The organism is Nonomuraea sp. ATR24 (assembly GCF_041950485.1).
GTDB lineage: Bacteria > Actinomycetota > Actinomycetes > Streptosporangiales > Streptosporangiaceae > Nonomuraea > Nonomuraea ceibae.
Window position 1 is genome coordinate 250,795 of record NZ_JBGNUU010000005.1, and the last position, 17,579, is coordinate 268,373.

Consider the following 17,579-nt stretch of genomic DNA (forward strand, 5'->3'; position numbering starts at 1 on the left):
AGACCAGCTCAGAGCCGGGCATGTGCCCTCCTTTGACGCACCAGTTGCATGAGTACGGCCCGCGGCACGGCGACCAGCGCGAACGCCAGCACGCCCGCGCCACCGGCCACGCAGAGCTGCGCGAACGGCCCCTCGACGACCAGCGACAGCCCGGCCATGACGGCCGCCGCGACGCCCGCGCCCAGCATCGGCCTGGCCAGCCCGTACACGACCAGGCGCAGCGGCACCCGCGAGCGCCGCAGCGTGATGCCGAGCAGCGGCAGCGCCACCGTGACGGCGATGACGGCGTGCGCGACGGCGGCGCCCTGGATGCCGCCCGCGCGGGCGCCGACCAGCAGCGCGGGCACCAGCGCGAGCGCCCAGCCCAGGTTGACCCACATCATCGACCGGGTGGCGCCGAGCCCGGCCAGGATGTCGGTGATCAGCAGCGTCAGCATCCGCACGGCCATGACCACGGCCAGGAACTGCAGCACGCCGGCCGCGGGCAGCCAGCGCGGCTCGTACAGGAGCCCGACCAGGGCGGGCGCGAGCGTGCCCATGAGCACCGCGATGGGCAGCACGATCGCGCCCAGCAGCGGCACGGCCTGCCGCACCCCGGCCTCCATCGACTCGCGCCCCTCCTCGGCCAGCCGCGAGAAGCTGGGCAGGGCCACGTAGCGGACGGCGGTGCCGATCAGCCCGGGCACCCAGCTCGCGATGTTGAAGGCGAGCAGATAGAGGCCGAGCTGGTGCGGCCCCAGCACGTCGCCGACGATGACGATGTCGACGTTGAGCAGCAGCCCCTCGACGCCGAGCCCGACGCAGAGCGGCAGCCCGAACTTCAGCAGCCGCCTGGCGATCTCCCGGTCGAACCCGGCGGTGAAGCGGACCCGGGCCAGCACGAGCACCAACACGCCGGTGACCGTGGCCCCGGTGAGCTGCCCCCAGGCGAAGCTGTAGGCGCCGGCCCCGTTGGCGGCCAGCGTGATCGACACCGACGCGTTGGCGGCGAACCCGGCCAGGTTGGCCCAGGCCAGCTTGTCCTGCTCGAACCGGCGCATCAGCGCGGCGCTGCGCACGGCGGTGAGCCCGTAGACGAGGTTGGTCGCCATGAGGATGCGGATCACCCAGGTGGCGTCCTCGCTCCCGGCGAGCTGGGCGTAGAACGGCGCGATCACGAAGAAGAGCGCGTACAGGGAGACGCTGGAGGCGAGCGCGACCACCGTGGCGGTGGGCGCGACCTCCTCCAGCTCGCCGCGCCACTGCACGACGGCGGAGATGACCCCGGCGTCGTTGATGAAGATGACGAACTGGCTGACCGCGAGCGCGATCGCGAACACCCCGAAATCGGTCGGCAGGAGCAACCACGCCAGCACCAGGCTCATGCCGAACGAGCCGGCCTTCATCACCACGTTGCCCAGCAGGCTCCAGCGCAGCCCGCGTCCTGCCTTGCGGCCGATCTCGCCGATGTCGCTCACGTACCGTCCTCGACCCTTTCCAGCCAGATCTCCCGCCAGAACGGCACGAACTCGCGGGGACAGTTGGCGTTGTAGACGCCCTCGCACACCAGGTCGTCGAGGATGATGCTGGGCGTCTTCATGATCAGCATCTCCCCGGTCCGCTCGTCGAGGCAGCGCTCGACCCTGGCCCGCACCCGCGCGGTCCTGCCGCAGTAGCGGGCCATCTCCTCCTCGAAGCCCAGGCCCCGGTTGAGCAGGTCGCCGTTGAGCGTGTCGAGGATCTGGTCCTTCGTCTTGATCCTGACCAGCTCACCCGGCCTGAGGTCGAGCTTGGCCGTCGGCGTGCTGGCACCGGCCCGGCCCTCGACGAACCCCCACCGCAGCCCGCGCCGGAACCACAGCCGCCTCGGCAGCACCTTCTTGCTGACCTCCTGGAGGCGGTTGAACAGCCCGACCAGGAACGTGCGCGCCACCCGCGAGGCCGAGGCGTTGCCGCTGCGCACGTCGGCGACGTACTGGCCGGCGTCGCGGAACGGCAGGCAGGCGGGCGCCGCCCGCAGCAGCTCCGTGGCCTGGCAGGAGTAGGCGCCGCCGCCCTTGCGCGTGTTGAGCCGCAGCAGCGGCAGCAGCTCGGGCGACGGCTCGGCGATCGGCTGCGGCTCGTCCGGATCGACCTTCCGCAGCCACGCCTCCTTCCAGTAGAGGGAGCAGGCGGTCTGGCAGCCGCCGTGCTCGCCGCCGTCACAGCGGGCCGCCTTGAGGTGCACGGCGCGCTCCATCCGCCGCATGCCGCTGCGGCTGATCGTGTCGCACAGCTTGTGCGCGACCTTGTGCACCGTCATCCGCTGCCCGCAGAAGCGCAGCATCTCCGGCATGAACGGCAGGCTTTCCAGCTCGCCCCGCTCGTCGAGCGTGGCCAGGATCTCCGCCTGACCGCGCACCTCGACGAGGTCCCCCACTCGGAGGTTCATCCGCTTTCCCCCACCCGCTTCAGCAAACCGGCACCTTCCAGCGCGTCGGCCGCCTCGGCGACCGCCTGGAAGGGCAAACCCGACCTTTCCGCGACGTCCAGCAGGCTGTGGCCGCCGTCTGACTGGTTCAACACCCATAACATCGCCAGCTGGGCTTGTTTCGTGTCACTCCGGCCGCCGAGAGAGCCGTAGAGCCCGCGCCTGCCGAGTTGCGGCTCGCCGTAGGGGCTCAGGTTCTCGTAGCGGCCGTCGCGCTCCAGCACCTGTACGGCCTGCCAGAGGGTCTCCAGGGTGTCGGCCAGGGCTTCGGGGGTGACGAAGCCCGGGTCGTCGGCCGAGGTGTGATATTCCGGGTAACCGGCGTACGGGGTCCTGGTCAGGCTGCCGACCGGCAGGTCGAAGCCCGGTGAGCAGAACTGCCGCTCGTCGTACCCGTACGGGGAGAAGTCCACGACCGTGTGCGGTCTGCCGCGCAGGACGTGCGTCATCACCCGGTCGATGCGGGTGTCGCCGCGTCTGCTCCGCTTGTACGTGAGCGCGCCGCGGTCGCCGGCGCAGGCGAGCGTGAGCCCGGCCGCGATCCGGCCGACGCGGTCGCGGTTGCGGGCCAGCCAGGTGATGGCCCCGATCGTGCCCGGCGCGAACAGGAACCGGTACGTCAGCCGGGGCCGGTCCAGCCGGGCGGCGAGCGCGGCGGCGACCGCGATCCCGGCCAGGTTGTCGTTGGCCAGCGACGGATGGCACACGTGGCAGGAGATGAGCACCTCGTCAGCGCTGCGCCCCGGCACGACGTGCTCGGCGTAGGTGAGGGAGCCGTCGGCCAGCGTCGAGTCGATCACGACCTCGTACGGCCCCTCCCCCAGGCCGTCGAGCACCCGCTGCGCCAGGCAGAACCCCCACGTCTCGGCGTAGTAGCTGGTCCGGTACGGCACCAGGTCCGGCTGGCCGGGCAGCGTGTGCAGGTGCGGGCGCAGCTCGTCGAGCGTCATCGTGGCCGACACGGGCACGCTGTAGCCCACCACGTGCAGGTTGGAGCGCCGGAAGTCGACGACCCGGTTCCCCTCGGGGTCCTTGATCCAGGCGTCGCGGATGTTCCACTCCCTGGGCACCGTCCAGTCGAGCACCTGGGTCCCGGTCGGCACCTCGTGGACGGTCAGCGGCAGCCGCTCGCCGACGATCTCCAGCGTGCGCCGCACTCCGTCGCCCGTGATGGAGCGGCACACCGGGAAGAGCCGCTCCACCAGGGCATGCATGTCCTCCCCGGTCACGTCCTGAGCTCCGGCGAGACCGTACCGGCCTCGCGGCGGTCGGCCAGCCGGGCCAGCCGGATGAACCGGCGCCGGAAGTCGTGCGCGGTCAGCCCGTGGTCGCGGTAGGCGTCGGCCAGCTCGACCGCGCCCGCCTTGACCGTCCAGCGGGCGTGGTAGCCGGGCAGCGCGGCCTCGATGCGGGAGAAGTCCACCCGGTACGAGCGCGGGTCGGCCCCCGTCTCCCCGGTGATGACCAGCTCGGAGCCGGGCACCGCCTCGACCACGTGCTCGGCGATCTCGGCGACGGTCAGGTTGTTCTGCTCGCCGCCCACGTTGAACGCCCGGCCGTGCACCGCCTCGCGCGGCGCGGTCAGCACGGCGGCGAACGCGTCGGCGATGTCGGCGGCGTGCACCAGCGGCCGCCACGGCGTGCCGTCCGACAGCACCAGCACCTTCCCGGTCAGATGGGCGTGGCCGACCAGGTTGTTGAGCACGATGTCGGCCCGCAGCCGCGGCGAGAACCCGAACGCGGTGGCGTTGCGCAGGTAGACGGGCGAGAAGTCGGCGTCGGCCAGCTCGTCCAGCTCGTCCTCCACGCGCACCTTCGACTCGGCGTACGGGGTGACCGGGCGCAGCGGCGCGTCCTCGTCCAGCAGCTCGTCGCCGCCGGACGCGCCGTACACCGAGCACGTGGAGGCGTACAGGAAGCGGCGCACGCCCGCCTCGCGCGCCAGCCTGGCCAGGCGGACGGAGGCGTGGTGGTTGATGGCGTAGGTGAGCTCCGGCGCGAGCGCGCCGAGCGGGTCGTTCGACAGGGCGCCCAGGTGGATCACCGCGTCGATCCCGTCGAGGTGCGCCTCGGTGACGTCGCGCAGGTCCACCCGGTGGCCGGGCGGGTCGTCGGGGGCCGGGCCGAGGACGCAGTCGGCGAACAGCCCGGAATCGAGTCCGGTCACCTCGTGCCCGGCTCTGGTGAGCACCGGCGCCATCACGGTGCCCAGGTAGCCCTGGTGCCCGGTGAGCAGAACGCGCATGTCGATCAGCCTCCTGCGAGGTCGAGAGTGAGTTTGCGCACGTAGAAGGCCTCGGCATAACGTGCGTGGCATTCGATGCCGCGGACCCGGGCGAGTCCGAGGAAGGCCTCCCTGTCGAACCAGTGGCGGCGGCGCTGGGAGGGGTAGTGCTCCCACAGCAGCGCGACCTTGCGCTCGGCGAGCGCCAGTTCGAGCGGCTGGTAGGCGTTGGGCCGGCCGAGGTCGCCGTCCCATTTGACGATCTCGTAGCCGAGCGTGAGATGGTCGCGGAAGGCCGTCGGCACCAGCTCGGCCAGCCCCCGGTGGTCCTGGTGGGCGTCGCCGGGCTGGGGGGCCAGGATCAGGTCCGGCACCGTGCGCAGGCGCAGCTCCTCCACCGCGCGCTTGGCCTCCTCCCAGTGCGCGGGCAGCCGGCCGTCGGGCAGCTTGCCCACGGTGACCCGCAGGTCGGCGCCTGGGCAGAAGGCGGCCAGCGCGGCCCGCTCCTCCCGCTCCCGCTCGGTGCCGCCGCCCGACAGGATCAGCGCGTCCACCCTGATCCCCGGGTGGGCCGTGCACATGGCCAGCAGCGTGCCCCCGGCGCCGATCGCGAGGTCGTCGCAGTGCGCGGCGACGGCGGCGACCCTGCGCAGGCTGCCGGGCAGGAGGTCGATCATGCCGCGGGCTCCCACACGGCCCACGGCCGCTCGCCCCTGGCGTAGGCTCGGTCCAGCTCCAGCCGCTGGTTGACGGTGTCGGTCGGCCGCCAGTAGCCGCGGTACGGGTAGGCCAGCAGCCTGCCGCGCTTGGCCAGCTCCCGGCAGCCGTCGACGAGCAGGTCGCCGCCCGCCGGGATGTGCTCGAAGATCTCCTGGCGCAGCACGAAGTAGCCGCCGTTCACCCAGAGCGGCATCTCCGTGACAGCCGTGATCTGGCCGACGAGCCCGCCCTCGGCGACCTCGACGCAGTGGAAGGTGCCCGGCGGCGGCACCACCATGAGCGAGGCGCCCGCGTCGGAGGCCGCGAACCGGTCGATCATCTCGGGCAGCGGCGCGTCGCTGAGCACGTCGGCGTAGTTGGCCAGGAACACCTCCTCACCGTCCAGGTGCTCGCGCACCCGGCGCAGCCGCTCGCCGATCGACGACTCGATGCCGGTGTGCACGAACGAGATCGTCCAGTCGGAGATGTCGCTGGCCAGCAGCTCCACCCTGCCGCCGCGCAGCACGAAGTCGTTGGAGGCGGTCTCCTCGTACCGCAGGAAGAAGTCCTTGATCTGGTCGGCGCCGTAGCCGAGGCAGAGCACGAACTCCTTGTGCCCGAAGTGCGCGTAATAGCGCATCACATGCCAGATCAGCGGTCTGGGGCCGACGAGCTGCATCGGCTTGGGCGCGTCCCCGGGAGCGCCGCTGCGCATCCGCGTGCCGTACCCGCCGCAGAAGAGGACGACCTTCACACGACCTCCAGGGAAGGGATGGGGAAGACCAGCCGGCCGCCCCACTCGTGGACGTAGGAGAGCTGCTCGGCCAGCTCCTCGCGCAGGTTCCAGGGCAGCACGAGCACGTAGTCGGGCCGGTCCGCGGCGATCCGCTCCGGCTCGAACACCGGAATGCGCGCCCCCGGCGTGAACCTGCCGTGCTTGTACGGGTTGCGGTCCACGGTGTAGGCGAGCAGGTCCGGCCGCACCCCGCAGTGGTTGAGCAGCGTGTTGCCCTTGCCCGGGGCGCCGTAGCCGACGACGGTCCGGCCCTCCTCGGCCGCGCCCACCAGGAAGCCCAGCAGGTCACGCCGGACCTTGGCGACCCGCACGGCGAAGTCGATGTAGCCGGAGATCTCGTGCAGCCCGGCCGCCTTCTCCAGCGCCAGCACGTCGGCCACCCGCGCCGACGGCTCGCCCGACGGCCTGGCCCACAGCCGGATCGAGCCGCCGTGCGTCGGCAGCAGCTCCACGTCCACCAGCGTGAGCCCGCCGGAGGCCAGCGCCCGCTGCGCCGAGGCGACCGTGTAGTACTGGAAGTGCTCGTGGTAGATCGTGTCGTACTGGTTGCCCTCGATGAGCGTGAGCAGGTGCTGCACCTCGATCGACACCCAGCCGTCGTCCGCCACCAGCGTGCGCAGCCCCCGGGTGAACCCGATCACGTCGGGGATGTGCGCGTAGACGTTGTTGGCCACCACGTAGTCGGCCGGGCCGTGCTCGGCGACGACCTGCCTGGCCGTCTCCGGCGTCAGGAACGCGGTGACCGTCGGCACCCCGCGCTTCCTGGCCGCCTCGCCCACGTTCACCGACGGCTCGACGCCCAGGCAGCGCACGCCCCGGTCCACGACGTGCCGCAGCAGGTAGCCGTCGTTGCTGGCCACCTCCACCACGAACGTGTCCGGCTTCAGCTCCAGCCCGGCCACGAACGCGCGGGCGTGCTCCACCCACGACGTCGAATAGGACGAGAAGTACGCGTAATCGGTGAAAGTATCCTCAGGCGTGATCAGCGGCGGGATCTGCGCCAGCCAGCACGCCGTGCACACGCGCAGGTGCAACGGGTAGGTCGTCTCAGGCTCGTCGAGCTGGGCGGCGGTCAGAAACCGCTCGCAGGGCGGGGTGGCGCCCAGGTCGACCACCGAGGCGAGGTCGCCCGATCCGCATAACCGGCAAACAATCATTCGCACGCTCCAAGGCCGTGGGATATTTCGCTCGGACTGCCGCACTCGTTACTGTGCGCGTCATGGATCCCCTCGGCATCGACGGCGCCTGGTGCCACACGCCTCGCGTCCACACCGACCCGCGTGGCGCGTTCCTGGAGGCGTACCGGGCCGCCGACCTGCCACGCCCGTTCGACGTGGCCCAGGTGAACTGCTCGGTCTCCGCCCGGGGGGTGCTGCGCGGCGTGCACTTCGCCGACGTGCCGCCCGGCCAGGCCAAGTACGTCATGTGCGTGCAGGGCAGCGTCATGGACGTGGTCGTCGACCTGCGTACGGGCTCGCCGTCGTTCGGCCGGTGGGAGGCCGTGACGCTGGACGACCGGGAGCGCCGGGCGGTGCTCGTCGCCGAAGGGCTGGGCCACGCGTTCCAGGCGACGAGCGAGCAGGCCACGGTCGTCTACCTGTGCTCCCAGCCCTACAACCCGGGCCGCGAGCACGGCGTGCACCCGCTCGACGCGGACCTGGCGATCCCGTGGGGGCCCGAGCCGCTGCTGTCGGACAAGGACGCGGCGGCGCCCACGCTCAAGGAGGCGATGACCGCCGGCCTCCTGCCCGACTTCGAGGCGTGCCGGCGGTTCTACGCGACGACGCACTGACGGCCCGCCTTCCCCGCCAGCACCGGCCAGGCGGCGTGCAACGCCTCGCGCCAGGGGCGCATCAGCTCGCACCGGGTGCCGGCCAGCACGCTGTAGGCGGGCCGGGGCGCCGGGCGCGGGAAGGCCGCCGCCGGCACCGGGCGCACCCGGGCCGGGTCGGCGCCGAGCAGCGTGAAGACCTCCGTGGCCAGGCCGTGCCAGGTCGTCTCGCCCGAGCTGGTGCCGTGGTAGACGCCCGGCGGCAGGTCCGACTGGGCCAGCCGGACCAGGAAGTCGGCCAGGTCGGCCGACCAGGTGGGCTGGCCGCGCTGGTCGGCGACCACGTCCACGAACGGGCGGCTCCCGGCCAGCTCGATCATCGTGCGGACGAAGTTGCGCCCCGTGGCGCCGTACAGCCACGCCGTCCGCACCACGTAGTGGCCGTGCCCCAGCGCCGCCAGTTCGCCCGCGAGCTTGGTGCGCCCGTAGGCGTTGAGCGGCGCCGTCGGCGCGTCCTCCGCGTACGGGAGCACCCCGGCGCCGTCGAAGACGTAGTCGGTCGACACGTGCACCAGCCGCGCCCCCACGCGCTCGCACGCCTCGGCCAGCGTGCGCACCGCGTGACCGTTGACCGCCAGCGCCTCGGCCTCGCGCGTCTCCGCCTCGTCCACGGCGGTCCAGGCGGCGCAGTTGACCACCACCCTCGGCCGGTAGGCGGAGACGAAGTCGCGCACCGCCCTGGCGTCCCGCAGGTCCAGCTCCGACCGGCCGAGCGCGAGCACCGGCTCACCGGTCAGCCCGATCCTGTCGAGCACGTCGGCGGCCAGCATCCCGCCGCCGCCCGTGATCAGCCACCTCATAACCCGTCCCACCAGTCACGGTTGTCGGCGTACCACCGCACGGTCTCGCGCAGCCCCTGGTCGAACGGGATGCGCGGCGCGTAGCCGAGCGCCCGCAGCTTGCGGTCGTCCAGCGAGTAGCGGCGGTCGTGGCCCTTGCGGTCCTCGACGGGCGTGACCATGGCCCAGCTGTGCCCGGTCGCGTCCAGCAGGCGGCCGGTCAGCTCCTTGTTGGTCAGCTCGGCGGTGCCCGCGATGTGGTAGACCTCGCCCGGCTTGCCCACCTCGGCGACCAGGCGGATGCCCGCGCAGTGGTCCTCAACGTGGATCCAGTCGCGCACGTTGCCGCCGTCGCCGTACAGTGGGACCTTCCGGCCGCGCAGCAGGTTCGTGACGAACAGCGGGATCACCTTCTCCGGGTACTGCCGCGGCCCGTAGTTGTTGCCGCACCGGGTGATCGACACGTCCAGCCCGTACGTGACCGCGTACGAGCGGGCGATGAGGTCGCCGCCCGCCTTCGCCGCCGCGTACGGCGACCTCGGCTGGAGCGGGGCGGACTCGTCCCAGGAGCCGATGTCGATGGACCCGTACACCTCGTCCGTCGACACCTGCACCACCTTGGGCACGCCCGCGTCCAGGCACGCCTGCAGCAGCGTCTGGGTGCCCAGCACGTTGGTGCGGACGAACTCGCCGGCGCCCGCGATCGAGCGGTCGACGTGCGACTCGGCGGCGAAGTTCACCACCAGGTCGTGGCCCGGCACCACCTCGGCCAGCAGCGCGCCGTCGCAGATGTCGCCGTGCACGAACGTGTGCGGCGCGCCTTCGAGGTTGGCCCGGTTGCCCGCGTAGGTGAGCTTGTCCAGCACGGTCACGTCCGCACCGGACAGCCCGTGGACGAAGTGCGAGCCGATGAAGCCCGCGCCGCCCGTCACCAGGATTCTCTTCATGAACTGATCTGTACCTTGCTGTGATCGCCCAGCACGAGACGGTGGGCTCTGGGCGTGTTGGGAGCCGGGGTGACCTCGACGTCGTGGCCGATGAGCGACGACTCGATCCGGCCCACGCCCTCGATCGACGCCCTGGGCAGCACGATCGAGTACTCGATCTCGCTGCGGGTGACCGCGCACCCGGCCCCGATCGAGGTGAACGGGCCGACGTAGCTGTCACGGACGACCGCGCCGGACCCGACGATCACCGGGCCGACCAGGCGCGAGCGTTCGACGACCGCGCCCGGCTCGACCAGGACCCGGCCGACCAGCTCGCTGGCGTCGTCGACCGAGCCGAGCACTCCGGCCTCGAGCGATTCGAGCACCAGCCGGTTGACCTCCAGCATGTCGGTGACGTTGCCGGTGTCCTTCCAGTAGCCGGTGATCACCGACGACTCGACGGGCAGACCGGCTTCGAGCAGCCACTGGATGGCGTCGGTGATCTCCAGCTCGCCCCGGCCCGACGGCTTCAGCTCGGCCACCGCCTCGTGCACCGCCGGGCTGAACAGGTAGACGCCGACCAGCGCCAGATCGCTCTTCGGGCGGGCCGGCTTCTCCTCCAGGCCGACGACCCGGCCCCGGTCGTCGAGCTCGGCCACCCCGAACTGGCGGGGATCGCCCACCCGGGTGAGCATGATCTGCGCGGCGGGCCGCTCCCGGGCGAAGCGGTCCACCAGGCCGGTGATGCCGCCGACGATGAAGTTGTCGCCCAGGTACATGACGAAGTCGTCGTCGCCGAGGAAGTCCCGGGCGATCAGCACGCCGTGGGCCAGCCCGAGCGGCGCCTCCTGGCGCAGGTACGTGACCTCCAGCCCGAACGCGGAGCCGTCGCCGACCGCCGCCTCGATCTCCGCCTGGGTGTCGCCCACGACCAGGCCGAGCTCGCGGATGCCGGCCGCCGCGATGGCCTCCAACCCGTAGAACAGCACGGGCTTGTTGGCGACGGGCACGAGCTGCTTGGCCGAGGTGTGGGTGATGGGCCGGAGCCGTGTGCCCGACCCTCCGGCGAGCACGAGTGCTTTCACGGTCAGTAGGCCCCTTCTCCACGGGTGACGACGGACCAGGTCTTCCAGAGAATCTGCAGGTCCAGGATGAGCGACCAGTTCTCCACGTACCGCAGGTCGAGCCGGACCGACTCCTCCCAGGACAGGTCGGAGCGCCCGCTGACCTGCCAGAGGCCGGTCATGCCCGGCTTGACGACCAGGCGGCGGCGCACGTCGGTGCCGTACTGGGCGACCTCCTCCGGCAGCGGCGGGCGCGGGCCGACGAGCGACATCTCGCCGCGGACCACGTTGAGGAGCTGCGGGAGCTCGTCGAGCGAGTAGCGGCGCAGGAACGCTCCCACACGGGTGATCCTTGGATCGTTCCGAATCTTGAACAGCACCCCGTCGAACTCGTTCGAATTGATCAAGGAGCCTTTCAGGCGTTCCGCGTCCACCACCATCGTGCGAAATTTCACGACCTGGAATTCCTTGCCCCGCCTGCCCACTCTTGTCTGGTGGAACAGCGCCGGGCCCTGGCTGGTCATCCGGATGAGCAGCGCGATCGCCAGCAGCGGCAGCGCGAGCAGCAGCACCGCGGCCCCCGCCACCACCCGGTCGAACACGCTCTTGACGAACTGCCGACCGCCGTCGAACTCGGGATGCTCCACGTGAAGCAGCGGCATCCCGGCGACCGGCCTGATGCTGATGCGCGGCCCCGCCACGTCCATGAGCGCGGGCGCCACAAACAGGTCGGTGCGCGTGGCCTCCAGGCTCCAGGCGAGCCGGCGCAGCGCCGACCCGTCGAACTCCGGGCAGGCCAGCACGGCGACCGCGTCGGCCCGGGTGTGCGCCACCACGTCCGCCACCTCGGCGAAGTCACCGAGGACCGGGATCCCGTCCAGGTCGGCGTCCATCCGGTCCTGCGGCAGGCAGGCCCCCACGACCCGCATCCCGTGATACGGCTGACGGCGGAACTGCATCACCAGGTCGAGAATCGACTCCCGATGCCCGACGGCGATGACCTGGCGCATGTAGTCGCCGACCGCCCGGCGGCGATGCAGGCGCTTGCGCATCCGATATCTGAAGAAAAGCGTGGAAAGCAGCGCCAGCGGCAGCATCGCCATCACGAAGCTCCGCGCGATCGCGGTCTGCGTGGCATATGCGCCGATGGCGACGGCGGCCATCAGTCCCACCCCGCCGTTGAACACCGCCTTGAACTCGTCCGTTCCCTCGCCGTTCGCGCGCTGGCGATACGCGCCGCCGACCCTGAGCGCCACCGGCCAGGCCGCCACCAGGGCGAATCCCAGCAGGAACTCCTCCGGCGGAATGTAGGCCCCGTAGATCAGCCGGACGCTCAGCACGCAGACGCATGCCAGTAATGCGCAGATCGTGTCCCCGGATAACAGAAGCCGTAGATACGCCCGTGTCCAGATGCTGGACGCATGGCGTGGCACGGCCTCGAGGAGCACGACAGCGGACTCCTCAGTCCCCACCCTCATAGCACCACCCAGAACTCATGTGCACCGCGTTAACGTGACGTTCCTTGAACCCCATGGGTTGACAACACCCCATGCACAATCAAGGGCGGCGGCCCCCACTAAAGAGTAAAGATCCAACTTGTAATGGGGAATATCGACTTTTGGCCACAATCGGACGGCCGGCGATCCGGCTCCAGGGCTTGACGGAACGGTCCACCAGTGATGCGGCACAGTTCGGGAAAATGCGAGGTTTATGCCGGTATTTCGGCAGGTGACAGGCTAGTCATACTCAAGATCGGGCAATGCGGACGGCGGATCGGGGCTCCGCCACACGACCACAACGCCGTCATGCGCCGAATCCGACGCCGTGGTCAACCTGTCGAGGTCGAAATCAGGAAGATAGCGGAGGCGCGCCAGAAAAGTGGCGTCGGTTGCCGAACGCGGCACCACGCACCCTTCGCCCTCCCGATCGAGCAAGATGTAGAGGACGTCGGCCTCCGGCTCGGTGGCCACACGGACCTCCACGACGTCCTCCCATGCGAGGGCCTCGACGCTCCCGTCCGCGTAGTGACGGGTGACGCCCTCCTCCGTGACATACACATAGGAGTCCGGCACTGGTTCGCCGTGCATGGCCGCGATTCTTGCGAGTTACGGGGCAGTCCCGCAAGGGTTCGCGCTGCTTTGGGAGTGACCCCACGAATGGCTGAGATGCGCCGCCACTGCCGCCCTGGCCGCCTCGGCGGGCCCTTCGGCGATGGCGTCGAGCAGTTCGCGATGCTCACGCACGAGCACGTCACGCTCCTCGTAGACCTGCCGCAGCCGCACCAGCCCGAGCCGGGTCTCGGCCGCCAGCGCCCCGTAGAGCCGCTCCAGCCGAGGGCTGCCGACCGCCTCGATCAGGGCCTCGTGCAGCGCCATGTGCTCGGCGACCGAATCCGACCAGGGCGCGTCGGCGGGCAGCGCCGCCATCCGCGCCAGCGCCGCGTCGGCCTCCGGCACCCGCCGCCCGGCCACGGCCGTGGCCATCAGGTCCTCCAGCGGCCTGCGCACGAACATCAGGTCGTCCAGGTCCGAAAGCGTCACCTCGGCGACATGCGCGCTGCGGTTGCGCTCGCGCCTGAGCAGCCCCTCGTGCACCAGCACGGCCAGCGCTTCGCGCACCGTCGGCCTGGCCACGCCGTAGGCCGCGGCGATCTCCTGCTCGGGCAGCGGCGTGCCCGGCTCGATCTCGCCGGAGAGCACCCGGCGGCGCAGCGCGTCAGCCAGCGCGCCGACAGCGGACACAGGCCGGATCGGCGACTGGGTCGGCTGGGTCGACTGGACCGGCTGGGTTGGCCGGACTGGATGGCCGGGCTGGGTGGGCGGCTGGGTGGGCGGCTGGGTGGGCGGCGTCACGCGTGCGACTCTAACGCGCCCCGGCGGGCGTTTTCTCCCGTACGTCCACCCGGGCCGGCCTCTCGGGCAGCGCCACGGCCACCAGGCTGACCCCCAGCAGCACCAGCCCGCCGATCGAGACCGGGGCCAGCCGCTCACCGAGCACCACCAGGCCCAGCAGCGCCGCGACAGCCGGCTCGGCCAGCGCCAGCGTGGCGGCCGTGGCCACCGGAGTGGTCCGCAGCCCGCGCCCGTACAGGAAGTAGGACAGCGCGGTGGTGCCCAGGCCCAGGTAGAGGACGGCGAGCAGGACGATCGGCTCGACCGGCCAGGAGGAGCCCGGCCCGAGCAGGCCGGAGCCCCGCCAGATCAGGACCGGCAGCATGATGACCGCCGCGCCGCCGAACAGCACGCCCATCACCGCGTTCGACGAGCTGCCGCCGCTGATGGCGCGGGCCGCGCTGACCGCGTAGAAGGCGTAGAGCAGGCCGCCCAGCAGCGCGAACAGCACACCGGACACCACCTGGCCACCGGCCTGCGCGCCGCCGCCCGCGATCAGCGCCGCGCACCCGGCCACCGCCGCCGCCGTCGCCGCCGCCCACCGGGCGCTCGGCCGCTGCCGGTGCATCAGCCAGGACAGCAGCCCGGTGAACACCGGCCCGCTGCCGATCGCCACCACCGTGCCGATGGCCACGCCGGTGCGGGCGACGGCGGCGTAGAAGCAGAGCTGGTACGCGGCGACGGCCACGGCGGCCAGCAGCAGACCGGGGCGCACCGCCTGCCGCAGCCCGCCCCGGGCGAGCAGGGCCAGCGCCGCGCCGCCGATGACGAGCCGGGCGGCGGCCAGCGCGACGGAGTCGTCCGAGACGAGCATGCCCGCGGTGCCGGCCGTGCCCCACAGCACGGCGGCGGCCACGACGGCGAGCGGTCCGTTCCTCATACAGACATTGTCTGACAACTAGACAATTTCGTCCAGTAGCTGGTCCAGCAGCCGGCCTGTGGGCTGCGCCACGTCCGCCACGTACTCGTCCAGGACCGCCAGGGCGTCGCCCAGCTCCACGGCGGTCCGGCGGGGAAGATCGAGCAGCGGCTCGCCGTCGAGAGTGACCGCGCCGTCGACCTGCAGCACGCCGCCGCCCGATGCGGCGATGGAGACCGCGACGGTGACCTCACGGCCGTCGGGCAGGGTGAACATGACGCCGGTACGGGCCCCGGCGGGCGGGAGGAAGGCGGCGAACGGCGCGCTGCGCACGAACGGGTGATGTAACTCGGCGAGGATTCCCGAGGCCCGGCTCAGGCCCGCCAGGAGCGCGGCCGCGGCCAGACTGTCGCTGTCCACCACAAAAGCGTAGATCACCCCGCCCCCAAATAACCAGGCGATCCCATTTACCCGCCGGATCCCAGAGATCCCACAGATCCCGCCAACTACCCCGCCCCCGGCGATCCCCTCAGCGCCCCGGATCCCCGAGCCCTGGAGCACCTCAGCTCCGATCCCCGGGAAGCCCGGGACCCCCGAATCCCCCAGCCTCCCCAGATCCCCCCCGCCCCCGTCCCTCCGTCCCGCCACCCCGGGGCGGGGCGGGCGCATCCGGAAGGCGCCCGCCGGTCGGTGGAGGACGCCGCATCCGGGAGGCACCGCCACTCAGCGGCGAGGCGCCCGCACCGGAAGGCGGCGTGTTCCGGAGGTGATGTCAGTCGGTGGCGAGGCGGGCGTGGCGTTCGACGTCGTAGCGGATCCCGTCGTAGTGAAGCTTCCCGCGCTCGACGCCCTCCGGGCGGAAGCCCGCCTTGGTGGCCACCCGGCACGAGGCCGGGTTGTCGGTGCGGTGCCCCAGCTCCAACCGGAACAGCCCGCGCTCCCCGAACGCCCATCGGGCCAGCTCGGCGGTGGCCGCCGAGGCGACGCCGCGCCCCCGCACCTCGGGCACCGTCCAGTAGGACACCCAGCCGTTGTCGTGCCTGTCGATCCCCGTCACCGCCACGTTGCCGACGACCCGCCCACCGAGCGTGACGGCGAACGCGTGGCCCACGCCGGTCCAGGAGGCGATCCAGCCGACCGCGTCCTGGAGCGTGACGACCGGCCAGGACGCCTGAGTGGCCATGTCCGGCGACCGGAAGGCACGCAGCACCGCCGGAGCGTCGTCCTCACGCCACTCTCTCAGCCCTATCTGTCCCATTACTGACCGATTTTATGGGCCTCCTCGAAAGCGGTGACGAGGTGCTTGGGCGCGGTCAGGCACCACGCCTCGGCGGTCAGCTCGAACAGCTCGTCCATCTCGATCCTGTCGAGGTGGACGACGACCCACCCGAACCGCCCGGCGGTGAACTGGATCTCGAACACCTCGGGCCGCTCGGCCACGAGCGCGAGCTGCTCCTCGATGGTGGACTTGAGCCCGACGGTCTCGGTCTCCTCCCACAGGTAGCCGAAGCCCTTGTCACGCACCTTGAGCGCGACCCAGCTCCCGCCGTCGCTCGTGCGCACCTCCGGCAGGCTGTCCAGCATGGTGAGGAATTCATCGACGGTCACACCCATGTGCTCCTGTGTAGCAAACGCCGCCGACAGTTCCTAAGGGATCAGCAGCCCCCAGTAGAAGGCCCACGGGACGAAGACCAGGCCGCCGGCCAGCAGCACGCCGAGCCGGACCTTCTCCCCTCCGGCCGACGTCCGCCGCCAGGCGAGCGCGGCGAGCACGGTGGCCGCGACGACCGCCACCGCCAGCACCTGGAGCGCCAGCCAGATCACCGGCCGCCCCGCCAGCAGGGGACCGGGTGAGGCAAGCTTCCCTCCGCTCATGACCACGCTGAACAGGTAGCCGAACCCGCCCAGCACCGCCACCAGCCCGCCCGCGCTGACCAGGCGCGCGGCCCGGCTGGCGGGGGCCCGCGACGCCCCGCGCAGCCGCCTGACCAGCGCGACCACCGGGTAGGCGAGGAACGCCACGACGAACAGCACCAGCGCGGCCGTCTGCACCGGGGCCGACTCCCACCAGGCAGGCGGCTCGACGGGCCGGGTGCGTGACGCCTGCTGCGGCTCGGGGCCTGACACGTCGGCCGTGGGCGCCTTGCCGGCGACGACCTGCTCGACCCAAGCGCCGACCGCGTCGGCGTAGCCTGGGGCGAGCTCGGGCAGCCGCGTCACGCCGCCGTCGGGGGTCCGGTGCGCGGCGTGGTCGGCGTCGGCGACGAAGCGGAACGCGTACTGCCGGTTGCCGCCCTTCTCCAGGGCGGCGGCCATCACGGGCGGGCTCTCCTGCGGCGGCGTCAGCAGGTCGTTCGTGCCCCAGATCGACAGCACCGGCTGGCGCACCGCCGCGAGGACCGCCTCGGCGTCGTGGTACGGCTCGGGGAACAGGCCGCCGTCGGCGATGGCTCGATACAGGTTGTGCTCGGCCCGGTCCACCAGCGACCCGGACACCCCGGCCTTGCGCAGCCCGGCGGCCACGGCCCAGGTCTGCTGGCGCAGCGGCTGCAGGGAGTTCGCGCCGACGAGCACCACGAACGCGATCTCCGGCGACCGCGACGCCGCGATCGGGGCGACCCAGCCGCCCTCGCTCAGGCCCCAGATGCCGACCTTGCCGACCCGGTCCTGCTCGCCGAGAGCGGCGACGGCGCCGAGCGCGTCCTCGGCCAGTTGCTCGTAGGAGCGCTCGAAGAGCGAGTAGCCCTCGGACCGCTTGTCGTAGATCAGCACGGCCATGCCGCGGCGGGCGAACTCGACGGCCTCGCCCATCAGCTTGGTCCTGGGCGTGCCCGTACCGGCTCCGTGCACGAGGACCATCCCGGGGCGCTCGCCGGGGGTGCGGGGGGACAGGACGGTGCCGTGCAGGGTGAGCCCGCCGCTGCCGCGGAAGCTCACCTCCGTGGCGGCCAGGTCGGACGGGACGGCCGGCTCCGGCTCGTCGGCGATGGCCGCCGCGGGTGTGGCGACCAGCGCCAGCACGACCGCCAATGCGGCGAAAAGTCGTCTCATATCGCCGAAT

19 protein-coding genes are annotated in these 17,579 nt (G+C 71.8%); 1 reads left to right on the forward strand and 18 read right to left on the reverse strand.

Going from position 1 to position 17,579, the window contains the following annotated elements; all coding sequences use genetic code 11:
- Nucleotides 1-8: 8 nt before the first annotated feature.
- The 7 genes from ACBI99_RS15395 to ACBI99_RS15425 are packed head-to-tail and all read right to left on the reverse strand — an operon-like array spanning nt 9 to nt 7,325.
- Complete coding sequence (locus tag ACBI99_RS15395; protein WP_308125726.1) at nt 9-1,457, reverse strand: oligosaccharide flippase family protein; 1,449 nt, start codon at nt 1,455-1,457, stop codon at nt 9-11.
- Nucleotides 1,454-2,410 (reverse strand): hypothetical protein, encoded by a 957-nt coding sequence (locus ACBI99_RS15400; protein WP_375072561.1) that lies wholly within the window; start codon nt 2,408-2,410, stop codon nt 1,454-1,456. Before ACBI99_RS15400 ends, ACBI99_RS15395 begins: the two co-directional genes overlap by 4 nt.
- Nucleotides 2,407-3,678 carry a DUF4910 domain-containing protein gene (locus ACBI99_RS15405; RefSeq protein ID WP_219504576.1) on the reverse strand — a complete coding sequence of 424 codons (1,272 nt, stop codon included), beginning with the start codon at nt 3,676-3,678 and terminating at the stop codon, nt 2,407-2,409. Before ACBI99_RS15405 ends, ACBI99_RS15400 begins: the two co-directional genes overlap by 4 nt.
- Nucleotides 3,675-4,694 (reverse strand): NAD(P)-dependent oxidoreductase, encoded by a 1,020-nt coding sequence (locus tag ACBI99_RS15410; RefSeq protein WP_219504574.1) that lies wholly within the window; start codon nt 4,692-4,694, stop codon nt 3,675-3,677. The genes ACBI99_RS15405 and ACBI99_RS15410 overlap by 4 nt, the downstream gene beginning before the upstream one ends.
- Before the next feature lie 5 nt (nt 4,695-4,699).
- A complete protein-coding gene (locus ACBI99_RS15415; RefSeq protein WP_357584645.1) occupies nt 4,700-5,350 on the reverse strand; it encodes a PIG-L family deacetylase in 651 nt (216 codons plus the stop codon).
- Nucleotides 5,347-6,126 carry a glucose-1-phosphate cytidylyltransferase gene (locus ACBI99_RS15420; protein WP_219504570.1) on the reverse strand — a complete coding sequence of 260 codons (780 nt, stop codon included), beginning with the start codon at nt 6,124-6,126 and terminating at the stop codon, nt 5,347-5,349. Before ACBI99_RS15420 ends, ACBI99_RS15415 begins: the two co-directional genes overlap by 4 nt.
- On the reverse strand, nt 6,123-7,325 hold the full coding sequence (locus tag ACBI99_RS15425) for a methyltransferase domain-containing protein (protein WP_375072688.1): 1,203 nt from the start codon (nt 7,323-7,325) through the stop codon (nt 6,123-6,125). Before ACBI99_RS15425 ends, ACBI99_RS15420 begins: the two co-directional genes overlap by 4 nt.
- A gap of 62 nt (nt 7,326-7,387) precedes the next feature.
- On the opposite strand from ACBI99_RS15425, the gene ACBI99_RS15430 reads away from it, so the two are divergent.
- The gene (locus ACBI99_RS15430; RefSeq protein WP_219504568.1) at nt 7,388-7,960 is read left to right on the forward strand and encodes a dTDP-4-dehydrorhamnose 3,5-epimerase family protein; all 573 of its coding nucleotides are present in this window, start codon (nt 7,388-7,390) and stop codon (nt 7,958-7,960) included.
- Here ACBI99_RS15430 and rfbD read toward each other — a convergent pair.
- The 11 genes from rfbD to ACBI99_RS15485 all read right to left on the reverse strand — a co-directional run bounded on the left by rfbD (nt 7,942) and on the right by ACBI99_RS15485 (nt 17,569).
- A complete protein-coding gene (rfbD, locus tag ACBI99_RS15435) occupies nt 7,942-8,799 on the reverse strand; it encodes a dTDP-4-dehydrorhamnose reductase (RefSeq protein ID WP_219504566.1) in 858 nt (285 codons plus the stop codon). The two genes, ACBI99_RS15430 and rfbD, sit on opposite strands and share 19 nt — an antisense overlap.
- On the reverse strand, nt 8,796-9,725 hold the full coding sequence (gene rfbB, locus ACBI99_RS15440; RefSeq protein ID WP_219504564.1) for a dTDP-glucose 4,6-dehydratase: 930 nt from the start codon (nt 9,723-9,725) through the stop codon (nt 8,796-8,798). The genes rfbD and rfbB overlap by 4 nt, the downstream gene beginning before the upstream one ends.
- Complete coding sequence (locus ACBI99_RS15445) at nt 9,722-10,789, reverse strand: glucose-1-phosphate thymidylyltransferase (RefSeq protein ID WP_219504560.1); 1,068 nt, start codon at nt 10,787-10,789, stop codon at nt 9,722-9,724. The genes rfbB and ACBI99_RS15445 overlap by 4 nt, the downstream gene beginning before the upstream one ends.
- Nucleotides 10,790-10,791: 2 nt before the next feature.
- On the reverse strand, nt 10,792-12,246 hold the full coding sequence (locus tag ACBI99_RS15450) for a sugar transferase (protein ID WP_375072562.1): 1,455 nt from the start codon (nt 12,244-12,246) through the stop codon (nt 10,792-10,794).
- 258 nt (nt 12,247-12,504) lie between these two features.
- Nucleotides 12,505-12,855, reverse strand: coding sequence for a hypothetical protein (locus tag ACBI99_RS15455; RefSeq protein ID WP_219504557.1), 351 nt, complete (start codon nt 12,853-12,855; stop codon nt 12,505-12,507).
- A gap of 18 nt (nt 12,856-12,873) precedes the next feature.
- Nucleotides 12,874-13,620: a GntR family transcriptional regulator gene (locus ACBI99_RS15460; protein WP_375072563.1), complete on the reverse strand. Its 747-nt coding sequence runs from the start codon at nt 13,618-13,620 to the stop codon at nt 12,874-12,876.
- 10 nt (nt 13,621-13,630) lie between these two features.
- Nucleotides 13,631-14,539: an EamA family transporter gene (locus ACBI99_RS15465; RefSeq protein WP_357584651.1), complete on the reverse strand. Its 909-nt coding sequence runs from the start codon at nt 14,537-14,539 to the stop codon at nt 13,631-13,633.
- An 18-nt stretch (nt 14,540-14,557) separates the two neighbouring features.
- The gene (locus tag ACBI99_RS15470; RefSeq protein ID WP_375072564.1) at nt 14,558-14,938 is read right to left on the reverse strand and encodes a hypothetical protein; all 381 of its coding nucleotides are present in this window, start codon (nt 14,936-14,938) and stop codon (nt 14,558-14,560) included.
- A 352-nt stretch (nt 14,939-15,290) separates the two neighbouring features.
- Nucleotides 15,291-15,776, reverse strand: a complete 486-nt coding sequence (locus ACBI99_RS15475; protein ID WP_219504551.1) for a GNAT family N-acetyltransferase — start codon at nt 15,774-15,776, stop codon at nt 15,291-15,293.
- The gene (locus tag ACBI99_RS15480; protein ID WP_219504548.1) at nt 15,776-16,132 is read right to left on the reverse strand and encodes an MmcQ/YjbR family DNA-binding protein; all 357 of its coding nucleotides are present in this window, start codon (nt 16,130-16,132) and stop codon (nt 15,776-15,778) included. Before ACBI99_RS15480 ends, ACBI99_RS15475 begins: the two co-directional genes overlap by 1 nt.
- A 33-nt stretch (nt 16,133-16,165) precedes the next feature.
- On the reverse strand, nt 16,166-17,569 hold the full coding sequence (locus tag ACBI99_RS15485) for an alpha/beta hydrolase family protein (protein WP_375072565.1): 1,404 nt from the start codon (nt 17,567-17,569) through the stop codon (nt 16,166-16,168).
- Between the last annotated feature and the right edge of the window lie 10 nt (nt 17,570-17,579).